The organism is Bacteroides sp. AM16-13 (genome assembly GCF_003602705.1).
In the GTDB taxonomy this organism is placed as follows: Bacteria; Bacteroidota; Bacteroidia; order Bacteroidales; family Bacteroidaceae; genus Bacteroides; species Bacteroides xylanisolvens.
The window spans coordinates 145,059-157,283 of sequence record NZ_QTLK01000011.1; the positions used below are offsets into that span (position 1 = coordinate 145,059).

The following is a 12,225-nucleotide window of genomic DNA, read 5'->3' on the forward strand; positions in this document are numbered from 1 at the left end:
CCTATTTTATGGTTTCAGTTTATCTAATGAACCGTAAAATAGGCATAATGCGTGCCTGAATATTTCTCTTACAAATGTCCTGCGTTACTCTTTAACAGCTACCGTCATCGAAGCAGAATGTGAAGCATATTCTGGTGCGTATGCACATTGCATGGTTGCCAGACCTGTTTCGTAAGTTCCTGCACGGCTGACACGGTAACTATATTCCAATACATATACTCCTTTTCCTAAATGATCGAAGAAGAAATTGGTCGATGCATCTTTGATGTCTACGTAATAGCCCAGTCCGTTGTTCCAACGATAGCCGGAAATGCTGCCGATCGGTTCGAAGCAAGCTCCCCGCTGATCTTTCAACTGCACAAAATCCATCGGACGGTCTACACGGATGCTCAAACGGGAAACGACTTTATCACCTACCTGAAGAACTGTTTTCGCTGTTATAGGCTGCAATTGAGGGACATTATTTACCATACGTTCCACATACAATTGTTTCTCTACATTCAACTCACCACCCTGTTGTTTCACATCACTGATGGGGGATTCAAATTCTGCATATACAGCTCCCCAGGCGATACCCGGATTTCTCTTTTCCACTTCAATCTTACGGGCATCCACCACGCTCTTCTGTGTGAAAGAACGTTTGATATATCCCAATCCGGGAACAGTTGTTTTACTCGGAGCAACCGTTTCCAGCACTTCATTAGCAATTACAATCCGTACATCTCCCTGATTGTCGAGCAAGTTAACACCTTTCATCAGCAACGCAAATACCGCGTCGGCAGTAGCTACCGGAGAGTTCCATTGTTGTGTTTGCTTTTGCTTCAACAGCCAAAGTTTCATTTCTTCCACGGTATCGCTGTTACCGCCTATCGCCTCCAATGCTTCCATTACATCTACGTGAGCCTGCATCTGCATTCCGCCCCATGTATACGGATTCTCGTTGAAAGCAAAGAACATTCCCTGTTCATCCGTCTTGGTCAGGAATTCTTTCAAAGAAGCGACAAATTCCTGTGCTTCTTTCTTGCGTCCGGCTTTATCCAGTACAATAGCGGCAACCGCTTTCGTATCCATCGAAGGAGAAGTAAGCAATTCTCCTACCTTAGAAAGATAATAGGTATAAGCAGCTTTATTGGTCGCAGGCACCTGCTCTCCAGAAATAGCGATGAGATACAAATATTGCAGAATACTGCCCGAAACACCGGTAAATTTCACTCCTTCTTTCTGTGCTTTCAGGATTTCCTTATATTCGTCTAAAGCTGATTGATGAAGGTAAGTGAAAGCATTTTGTTGCAAGGAGAGAGCTGTACCTGTTAATTTCTCACCTGTCAACATAGTCAGACGGGCATTCAGTTCGGCGATATAGGCAGTAACATATCGGCTGCCGGTCATTCCTTTATACCAAGACCATGCACCACTTGCATTCTGCAACTCCTGCAATCGGGTCAAAGCCGCTATATTATTGCTACGGATATTATTCAAATCAAACAAAGTGGCGATACGTTCTTTCTGTTGCTCTTCCGTTTGCGCTTCGAGCACCCAGGGAGATTCGGACAGAATGATGTTCTTCACTTCCTGATTCTTTTGCAGATTGCTCAAGAAGGTTTCTTTCGTACCTCCCTGCAATCTCCAACTTTCAAACACTGCTTTGATCTTCGGCTGACTGTTCATAATGAACGAAGCCAAGGTATTTACATAATATGCCGTAGCCCAGGAGATCGCATTATTGCTTGTAGGAAGACTCAAAGAAGGCAATGCCTGAATAGCATACCAGGCCGGATTTCCTGTAAACTCGACAGTCAGTTTACGGTCGGTTGCCGTTCTACTTTGTTGGTTGAACAGGTGGTCGAGTGAGAAAGTACGGGTTTCTTCTCCACGTACAGGCATTGGAAGTGTCTCTACCAAATGTTCTTTATTGCTAAGCACCGGAAGCAACTGTTGTTCTCCATCGCTGAAAGTACCGCTGTCGGCTATCATCCGGCATCCCAATATTTCGTATTTATCACTGACGGTAAACTGGAAGCTCACGCCAATCGTCTTTCCGGCAACAAGGCTGAATTTCTGTTTTTGTGTACTGATTACTTTCTCCGTCATCGGATCAAAAAGAATCAGAGTTACTGTTCCGGCTTGCGGCTTACCAGTCATATTAGAGATAGAAGCTGTAAGAGAAGTCTTATCTCCCACACGTACAAAGCGGGGAAGATTAGGAGTCAGCATAAATTCCTTACTCGTGGTAGCTTCACCGTCCAATGTTCCCATCAGCATCCCTTTCGTATGAGAATATCCACGGAAGTTCCAACGTGTCAGACTTTCAGGCATCGTGAAAGAGAACGAGATTTCTCCCTGTTCATTGGTACGAAGTTGCGGATAGAAGAAGGCCGTTTCTGCAAGATTTGTACGCAGGTCGGCAGGAGCTTCAGGGAGTGTTTCGTTTCCGGACGTTTCATCAAGTTTACCAAGTGTTCCCGTTTGGCCCCATCCTGACTCAAATTCCACATCTTCAGAAGCATCGGAGACTAAAGCCGGTACATATTTCACTTCCACCGCATTGCTCCAGCTTGTAACACTTCCTGTCATCGACACCTTTCTCTGAACCGCCAGACCTCTAACCACCACTCCATCAGCCAAAGACTCCGACAATGCATATACATTTCCTACACCGGAAGACATCACGAAATAATCATACGCCAATCCCGGCACTTTAAGGCTTTTCGTATTCCACCAGTAATTAAATGAATTATTGCCGGAATATCCGCTCATCCAATTAGAATACGGAACAATCTGACTATAGAAGATTTGGAAATTCTGCTGACGGTTCCATATCTTATCCAGTGAAGCATCATACATCGTTGCCAGCATCTCCGCATTAGCGGCTTGTCCTTGCGGCGTTTTAATCGTCAGTTTCCATTCTTCCTTCTGTCCGGGACGCAACTTATCGCGGAATACTTCCCACTTCATAGTCAATGTCTTATCCGGCACACGTCTGGTCAGCCGGGCATGTTCCTGATAAACCTGTCCATCTCTTACCATACAGAAATTCACAAACACACCGTCACCATAACTCTCCTGATATGGATATTCGAAGCGAACAATCGTATCAGACAAGTTCAACGTCTTACTTTCCAGCAGTTTATCACCGGAGAATACATTCATCATCACATAAGTATCCTTTTTCGACGTACCGAAGCAGAATACAGCCGGATGAGTCGCATCAAATTCCATATTTTCTCCATAGAACCAAACCGTCGTTTCAACAGGCGGACGTTTGTCCTCAATGGAGAAAAGAATCGTGTTAGTATCAGTAGTCACTTCCTTGCCCTGATTATCTTTCACCGATGCTTTCAGTACATAAGGGCCCGAAGGAAGATTCTTCCAATCGAGCGTTATTTCTTCGTTAGAAGTAAAAGTTCCCGTTAAAACCGGTTTCTCTTCCAGTTGTTTGAAATCCTGGTCTTTGGCAGGATATAAGTAATAATTTCCTTTCACTTCCACAGGTTGTCCATTCAGGTTTTGCACGTTAAACATCGTGTCGAATGGTTTATCCTTACAAGTCTTATCATGCAATTCCACCTGCAAAACCAACGAACGATTTCCGGCCGAAATGACATCCGTAGAAGATTGTGTTTCACCCGCCACATTGGTAACAGTAGCTTCAATGGAATAGCGATAATATACTTTATCATCATTCTTATAAGAATCACTTTCCTGCAGGCGGACCGGTATCGTAAATTCTCCGTTCTCATTGGCCGTCACTTCACCGGAAGCAATCTGTACCGATTCCGCAAAGCGCCAAAGGCTGTATGTAGAACGCATCACCTTATATTTTACCGGAAGATCCTGAAGCAATACACCGCTATAAGATGCTATCTTGCCTTTCACCTGCACTTCATCTCCCAACTTGTAACTTCCCTGTTGCTTTTCAAAAGTGATGTCAAATGTCGGACGTTTATAATCTTCCACGCGGATACTTGTACGACCTCTTCCTGCCTTCAACGAGAACATTCCGTTCAGGCAAGCTGAAGGCAACGCGAAATCAGTGGCAAACGAGCCGAACTCATTGGTGCGTACCGACTTCTGCCCTACTTCCTGATTATTTGCATCCAATAAAGTAACCATATATTCCTTGTTCGGAAGCACATCCGCCGTATCTGATTCTTGAGAATAGGCAATTCCTTTCACATACACCGTCTGTCCGGGACGATACAAAGAACGGTCAGTCAATAAAGTCATATTTTCCGCTACCTTATCTTCGTCACCGTAATATCCGTAACTTCCTGCATAGATACCTTGCTTCGGTATCGCTGTATCCGTGCCCTTGGAAGCTTTCAGATAACGATATTCAGATTTCCAGGGAAATACTACCTTACCATCTTTGTCCGTCGTAAACTCTTGCAAAACTTTTTCATCGTTACTATACATCGTAACTTTCGCATTCGAAATAGGATGTCCCGTCTGTCCGTCCAACGTCACCACTTGATATTGTTTTTCCGGCAGACGACAAGTCAACACCTTGAAACGTGTTACGTCAAATTTGCTTTCACTGTCTCTCTTTGCACGAATATCCGGTATGATACGCATTACGTAAGCTCCAAGTTCGGGAGCTTTGAATGTAAACACCGTGTCCTGTGTCCGGTAATCTTCCGGACGAATTACAGAGTAATGTTGTTCTTTTATCAGTTTCTTCGCCTGATAAATCCGGACGGTAAAACCATCCAGATTCTTATGTGAGGCTCTTAGTTCTATCTCTTCGTTCGGGAAAGCCTGATCTGCTGCATAGACATTCAAATAAGGAGCCAATATTTCTTCCCGAAGATTTTTCAGAGCATTGATTCTGTCATACCCCGGATAAAGACGAATCGCCTCATCACAAAGTTGCAATGCATTAACCTGCTGTTGCTTTTCAATAGCATAACGGGCTTGTGCCAGGTACACTTCAGCACATATCGGCTCCGAAGCATATTTACTTTTCAATGTATTCAATGCTTTCAGGTAAGTGTCATCCGTCAATACTGAAGCCTCTCCCTTTACTTGGAGAGGTCGGATATACCGTTCCGCTCCCCGTCTCCATTCCAAATAGTTAAGTGCGGTCAACACATAACCTTCTTTCAATCCGGCTGCTTTATAAGCAGAAAGCATATTTCCGTAAATAGCTATTATATCCTGCTTCACCGGATTTACGGCGTTCGTTTCAGTGTACCCGCCACCTAGTTTTTCCACTTGCAACAGAGCATCAATGCCACGGGAAGCCAATAAATGATAAAGGTCATGGTGATAATATTCACTCGTTTTCCCCAATTCTACGAAAGGGATATAGTCGCGTGAAGAAGTTTTGAGCAGTAACACAGAGTCAGCCAAGGCTTCTTTCACATTTGTCCGCACTTTCTCTACAAACATATTGGCGGTCCACTCGCGTATATCCGCGGAAGGCGTTTGGCCTACGATTTCCGTCCGTTGGCGAAGTTGCCACTGGTTGTTGGCAGCATAATTTGCATAAATTCCGGCTATCAGAGAATGCAAAATAGCACGGTCCATTGGTTGGTCGGTTTGTTTCACCCACTGTTCCAGTCCTTTCAGACCGGCATAAAGACTATCCGGATTCAACATTTCCCGGTATTTCATCCGCCACGCGTATGCTTTGAGCATCTGCGGAGAGTTTTTCTCTTTTTCCCCTTTCTGATAAATCTCATCAGTCAGTTTTATCACTGTCTTAGGCAAGCTCTTTTTCTCTGCTTGCTCCACTTCTTTCCATAATTTGTCGAAAGTCTGTGCCTGCACCGCCGGAATCACTCCCAACCATAGTAGCACCATCATACAAATCTGCTTTACTTTCATAATCTTTCTAGTTTAAGTTCGCTATAAGTCTCACTCTATAAATAACAAAGTAAAGAAATAAAGTTTAAAGATTTGTACTTTTTAGCTTAAAAAAAACTTTTATCAAGCTACCAACCTTATACTGTATCGTATAGACGTTAGCTCATTACCAGATTCACTTTAGAATAAAAAAATATTATTCGGTTTGTTATTTAATTGAATAGTTCATTTTTGCACTGTTTTCACCACAGAGGACACGGAGGGCACAGAGGTGAATTTGGTTTATGATTACGGTTGTGACCCTAATTTTGATGCGTAATCCTTCCTCTATAAAGTTGAAAAAACGGTTCTTCGTCAAATTTGGTGGTAATCTCTTTTTTATTTCGATGGTTTTCCTCTTCTTCTTTCTTAATCCTATAAAAAGTTGTAGATATGTTTGCTTTTTAGTAACTTTAAAGACACCACATCATTAAGAGTTACAATGCAACAAGCCATATCTACAACGTACAAATATACATCAAAAAAAGAAAATCCTCCTACAAATAGGGGATTATTCCATGATTTCAGATTCAGTCCTGGCTACGATAATCTGCAACAAGATGGTATCTCTGAAGCTGTTGGTTCATTGACGGTCTTTTTACATACGGCTGGCAAGGGGGCTTCCTGTCCTTATTGCGGACATTTCAGTCACCGATTACACAGTTATTACTCCCGTCATATTCAGGATCTTGAAGTTTACGGTCATACTTTGGAGTTAGTCATAAAGGTTGGCAAATATTATTGCGAAAATGTTTCTTGTCCGCGAAAAATATTCTGCGAACCGTTGTCTTTTCTGGCTCGTCGGTATGGTAGACGGAGCTATCTTGTTGAGGAACGCATCAGATCGATAAGCTTGGAACTTACTTCCCGAAAGGCCTCTTCTCTTTTGCAGCTGTTCCATATAACGGCCAGTAGCTCTTCCTGCTTACGCATCCTACAACAGTGCGGGCAACATAATCCTATGCATAATAAAAGTATTTATGTAGGTATTGATGATTTTGCCTATAAAAAAGGTAAGGATTATATGAGTGTGGTCGTAGACCAGATGACACACATGCCTATTGCTTTGTTAGAGGATAGAAACGGAGAAGCGCTTGATAACTGGCTCACCCGGAATCCTCAAATACAATATATAACGAGAGACCGTGGAAGATGTTTCACAGAGGCTATAAACAGAATAATCCCTGGTGTTACACAAATCTGCGACCGGTTCCATCTAACCAAGAATATGACGGACACGATGATACCGGAAATAGAGAAAATGATTCGTCAGACCAAGCAAAAGCTCAAATACGAATATCCTGACAGAGACACGGCTTCTTCGTTAATTCTTCAGGACATATTTAACATGGGAGATGTCCGACACAGAGAAAAATTGAAGATATACAGGGAAAGCCTGAACTTAAAAATGCAGGGGATGACCATTGAGCAGACAGCCGCGCATTTGGGCAAGAAAAGTCGCTACATTTATAAGCTCATTCACAACAGGAGAATAGGGGCATACTTGAATGAGCAACAGAAGACAGCTCTTAAATATGTATCCGAACTGGCTACAATCATTAGTGCGGGCTGTATTACCCGAAAAATATTGGCACAAAAAATGGGGAGTAAAATCAGTGGCGCACTTATTGGAAGGATAACATCCAGCTTGCGAAAAATGTATCAACAAAAGAGGAAGGAAGTCAAGGAGCATAATGAGAGCATTGAAAACGGAAGTAAAACACAGAGAGTTTCACAGAATCAGATACGCAAATACATTCTAAAGGGAGAATCGGATAATCCTAAACTAGCGGAACTATATAAGTCCTCACCACAGATTAAAGAACTCTTAAGCGTGTGTCAGAATTTCAGAGATATGATTAATGGGAACACTTATGATAAGGATATTAGAAAGTGGATTGAAAAAGCGAAGGCAACACGGAATATGGCACTGACGAACTTTGCATATGGTATTGAAAAAGACTGGGAGGCAGTACAGGCAGCTATTGATATCCCCTTCAGTAACGGATTACTGGAGGGGACAGTGAATAAAATTAAAGCGGTAAAAAGGCAGATGTACAATAGGGCAGGAAGCAAACTACTGAGAGCCAAGATTCTTTATTCACAATAGAAGAAGTACCACCAAATTTGACGAAGAACCTTTTTCAACTTTATAGTATGAGGATTACACGTCAAAATTATGCCCACAACCGTAAGTCATAAACCCAATTCACCTCTGTGCCCTCCGTGTCCTCTGTGGTGAAAAGAATCAAAACTGCACCGACATGAGTTAAATGCTCCTTCATTTTATTCCCCTCCTCACCCTATATCTCTTTTTATATAAAAAAGTGGGGATATCGTCTTTAATAACGTATCCCCACTCTAAACCTAGTTAATGTACTCTTTCTCATTTCTCAATTCTGTACCCCCATGAAAGCATTTCATTACGACCTACTTCACTAAGGATTTTTCTAACTAAAGAACTCATTTTCTTTGCCATAATCTTTAAAACTTTAAATTACTAATTCCTGAAAACTAAAAAATAAAACTTACTTGTTTGGTTTAGCATTAATTGTTGAATATCCCCAAACATGTACATCGGCTTCGCCGATCTTTCTAAACAATCTTTTTAAACTTTTCATTTTGTTATCCTCTTAATTACATGTTTTATAACACAAAAATACGGCCTTTGTTTATACATTGATCTAAAAAAGAGCGAAATTTATGTTTTATAGCATATTTCTTGATTTGCATCAATTAATTTATTTGTTATGAAATAAAATTGTAATATAGCCTGCAACAAATATGACAAAAAGGCACGGATGAAATCTCATCCGTGCCTTCGCTATAAATACCTATTATATAATAGGAGAATATTTACATAATAAAGAATACGCTTATTTCAGTGGAGTTTGTTCTAAAGTAGCCACCAGGAAGTCGTAGAACTTCCGTACAGTAGGAATCAATGCTCTTTCGTCCGGTGAGTGCGGTGAACGCAAAGTCGGGCCAAAAGAAATCATATCCAATCCCGGAATAATAGCACCGATAATACCACATTCCAAGCCTGCGTGGATTACTTTCACTGCAGGTTCTACACCGAACTGCTGCTTATAAGAGGCCTTCATCGCATGCAAAATCGGAGAATTAACATCAGGCTGCCAACCGGAATATCCACCAGTCATTTCCACCTTCATACCTGCCATAGAGAAACAAGACTCCAAGCTGGTAGTCAGATATTCCTTCATACTATCACTCGAGCTGCGAGCCAGAATCTTAATGGCTGCTTTTCCTCCACCAATCGTAATAATAGCAAGATTGGAAGAAGTCTCTACCGTATCCGGAACAGTAGGAATCATACGGGTCACACCGTTCTGACAAGCAAAGATTGCATCAATCAGATTGTCCTGAATCTCTTCAGGCACTTGACCCGCAGGAAGTTCCACACGTTCAGCCGTAAAGCTGATCGGTGTTTCAATTGCCGAATATTCTTCATTGAACAGGTCTTCGCAGTATTTCACCAAGCCCAATAGTTCTTCTTCATTTTCAGCCGGAATGGTAATAACCACATGTGCTTCACGTGGGATAGCATTACGCATATTACCACCTTCCCAGCTAGCCAAACGGGCTTCATAGCTGGCAACCGCTTCACGAACGAAACGAACCAGCAACTTATTAGCATTGGCACGTCCTTCATTGATTTCCAATCCCGAATGTCCGCCGCGTAATCCTTTCAATGTAACTTTCACTGCCACATCTCCTTCTTCGGGAGCTACTTCTTTATATTCCAAAGTTGCAGTTACATCCATACCTCCGGCACAACCAATATACAATTCGCCTTCATCTTCCGAGTCCAGATTCAAAAGAATCTCTCCGTTCAGTGTACCCGGCTTCAAGCCAAATGCACCATACATGCCGGTTTCTTCATCTTTCGTGATAAGAGCTTCCAAAGGACCGTGTTTCAGGTCTTTTGCTTCCAACACAGCCATAATAGCAGCTACACCCAGTCCGTTGTCTGCACCCAGAGTAGTGCCTTTTGCTTTTACCCAGTCACCGTCTATATAAGTTTCAATCGGATCTTTTTCAAAATCGTGTACAGTATCGTTGTTCTTCTGCGGAACCATATCCATGTGCGCCTGAAGAATCACACCTTTCCGGTTTTCCATACCCGGAGTGGCGGGTTTACGGATAATCACATTACCTGCTTCGTCTACAAAAGACTCCAGCCCCAGCTCTTTTCCGAAACCTAAAAGAAATGCTGTAATCTTTTCCATGTGCCCTGACGGACGGGGAATCTGTGTCAACGAATAAAAATGCTTCCACACGTTCTGTGGAGCTAAAGAAAGAATGGTACTCATAATAAATATTTTAAAACTATTTTAAATCTGATAATTAAACAGTGCCAAGTTATGGAAAAGTTTTCAGATGACAAAGGAGGTTGGCAAAAACATGTAAGAATATACACTTTTAGCTAAAAATTTACGCCCGATGTCTATTGGTGAACGGCAGAGCAGCCAAGCCGTACACACCCAATAAAACAACCAAAAAGGTTTGAATACCGTGTACAATCAGGGCAAATATTCCGGCATCCGTCACGTTTACTCCATAAAGCATCATCATAGAAATGATGGCAAAATGCCAGGGTCCCGCTCCGTTAGGGGTAGGCACAATTACGGCAAACGTACCGCCGACAAACATGACCAATGCCGCAAGGATACCCAAATGTGCCGTAAAGGCAAAGCAATAGAATGTAAAATAGAAATGGAGAAAGTAACAAGCCCAAATAGCCAGTGTATAAAAAATAAAGAGAGGAATGTTACGCACGCCTTTTAAAGACATAATTCCTTCCCATATATTCAATACAAATCCTTTCACCCGTTCATAGAAGAACAACGTTTTTCTTAAATAATAAAGAAGTATCACCACACCAATAAAACAAAACAGAATGATATAAAACCATACCGAAGTCAAAAGGTGGACTAATGAAGGGATTTTCGTTCCGGTCTGCTGAAGGAAAGTGACGAATATCGGTAATTGGAGCAATACAGTGATGCCTGTGATGAGGAGAATAGTCAACGTATCGACCAACCGTTCCGTAACGACTGTTCCCAACGACTTGGCAAACGAGACATTATCATATTTCGCCAACACTCCGCAACGACTCACCTCCCCGATCCGGGGAACCACCAGACTGGCAGCGTATGAAATGAAGATAGCATTCACGCAATCGCTCTTTTTCGGGAAAGCGTCCAACGGTTCCAATGTCTGTCTCCACCGCCAACCACGAAAGACTTGTGCAAACACTCCGAACAATAACGAGAAGAGCATCCACCACCAATTTGTACCGTGTAACAACACATCGCCCGCTTTTGTAAAATCAAAGTCGCGATATACCCAGAATAAGATAAAGCCGCCTAAAACAACCGGTAATATCAGTTTCAGCGTCTTTTTTAATAGTTTCTTCATCCTTAATTCTTCATTAGCTTCGCTGACACATCATTTATTTTTTAATAAATAGTGGTACGTTCTTCATTTAAAAGAATTACCTTTGTCAGCTGCAAAAGTAATTATTTAGTTGGTAAATGAAATTAGTAAAGCCTAAAAAGTTTCTCGGACAACACTTTCTGAAAGATCTGAAAGTTGCGCAAGATATTGCCGATACAGTCGACACCTTCCCCGAACTGCCTATTTTAGAGGTGGGGCCGGGTATGGGAGTATTGACCCAGTTTCTAGTAAAGAAAGACCGATTGGTAAAGGTCGTAGAAGTTGACTATGAGTCGGTTGCTTATCTTCGCGAAGCCTATCCGTCACTGGAAGACCACATCATCGAAGATGACTTCTTGAAAATGAATCTTCACCGGTTGTTCGACGGGAAGCCTTTCGTACTGACTGGTAATTACCCGTATAATATTTCCAGCCAAATCTTTTTCAAGATGCTGGACAACAAAGATATCGTCCCCTGTTGCACGGGAATGATTCAAAAAGAGGTAGCCGAACGTATTGCAGCCGGACCGGGCAGCAAGACATACGGTATCCTTAGCGTATTGATACAGGCATGGTATAAAGTGGAATATTTGTTCACTGTCAGCGAACACGTGTTCAATCCGCCTCCCAAAGTGAAAAGTGCTGTTATCCGTATGACACGCAACGAGACTAAAGAGTTGGGATGCGACGAAAAACTGTTCAAGCAAGTAGTGAAAACGACCTTCAACCAGCGACGGAAAACATTGCGCAACTCCATCAAACCTATTTTAGGCAAAGATTGTCCGCTCACGGAGGACATCTTATTTAATAAACGCCCGGAACAACTATCGGTAGCCGAATTTATCGATCTGACCAATAAAGTGGAAGAAGCACTAAAGACAGCCGGCAACGCCCAATAATTGGCGGGTAACAGTGAGC

Annotated in this window: 5 protein-coding genes; 2 read left to right on the plus strand and 3 right to left on the minus strand. The window is 42.3% G+C overall.

The annotated features are described in order from the left end of the window. Nucleotides 1-84 precede the first annotated feature (84 nt). Nucleotides 85-5,829: an alpha-2-macroglobulin family protein gene (locus DW173_RS11110; protein WP_199722835.1), complete on the minus strand. Its 5,745-nt coding sequence runs from the start codon at nt 5,827-5,829 to the stop codon at nt 85-87. A gap of 460 nt (nt 5,830-6,289) precedes the next feature. On the opposite strand from DW173_RS11110, the gene DW173_RS11115 reads away from it, so the two are divergent. Then, nucleotides 6,290-7,957, plus strand: coding sequence for an ISL3 family transposase (locus tag DW173_RS11115; RefSeq protein WP_087321590.1), 1,668 nt, complete (start codon nt 6,290-6,292; stop codon nt 7,955-7,957). A gap of 766 nt (nt 7,958-8,723) precedes the next feature. On the opposite strand, the gene DW173_RS11120 is transcribed toward DW173_RS11115, so the two are convergent. Then, nucleotides 8,724-10,181: an aminoacyl-histidine dipeptidase gene (locus tag DW173_RS11120; RefSeq protein WP_120144455.1), complete on the minus strand. Its 1,458-nt coding sequence runs from the start codon at nt 10,179-10,181 to the stop codon at nt 8,724-8,726. Nucleotides 10,182-10,302: 121 nt separating this feature from the next. Next, complete coding sequence (locus tag DW173_RS11125) at nt 10,303-11,289, minus strand: lysylphosphatidylglycerol synthase transmembrane domain-containing protein (RefSeq protein ID WP_004315816.1); 987 nt, start codon at nt 11,287-11,289, stop codon at nt 10,303-10,305. Between the two features lie 116 nt (nt 11,290-11,405). Here DW173_RS11125 and rsmA point away from each other — a divergent pair, with 116 nt between their 5' ends. Continuing rightward, on the plus strand, nt 11,406-12,206 hold the full coding sequence (gene rsmA, locus DW173_RS11130) for a 16S rRNA (adenine(1518)-N(6)/adenine(1519)-N(6))-dimethyltransferase RsmA (RefSeq protein WP_004312093.1): 801 nt from the start codon (nt 11,406-11,408) through the stop codon (nt 12,204-12,206). Nucleotides 12,207-12,225 lie beyond the last annotated feature (19 nt).

What these genes read in the sequence shown, in the direction of transcription:
- DW173_RS11110 (WP_199722835.1), bottom strand. Translation starts at nt 5,829, where the DNA reads ATGAAAGTAAAGCAGATTTGTATGATGGTGCTACTATGGTTGGGAGTG.
- DW173_RS11115 (WP_087321590.1), top strand. Translation starts at nt 6,290, where the DNA reads ATGCAACAAGCCATATCTACAACGTACAAATATACATCAAAAAAAGAA.
- DW173_RS11120 (WP_120144455.1), bottom strand. Translation starts at nt 10,181, where the DNA reads ATGAGTACCATTCTTTCTTTAGCTCCACAGAACGTGTGGAAGCATTTT.
- DW173_RS11125 (WP_004315816.1), bottom strand. Translation starts at nt 11,289, where the DNA reads ATGAAGAAACTATTAAAAAAGACGCTGAAACTGATATTACCGGTTGTT.
- rsmA (WP_004312093.1), top strand. Translation starts at nt 11,406, where the DNA reads ATGAAATTAGTAAAGCCTAAAAAGTTTCTCGGACAACACTTTCTGAAA.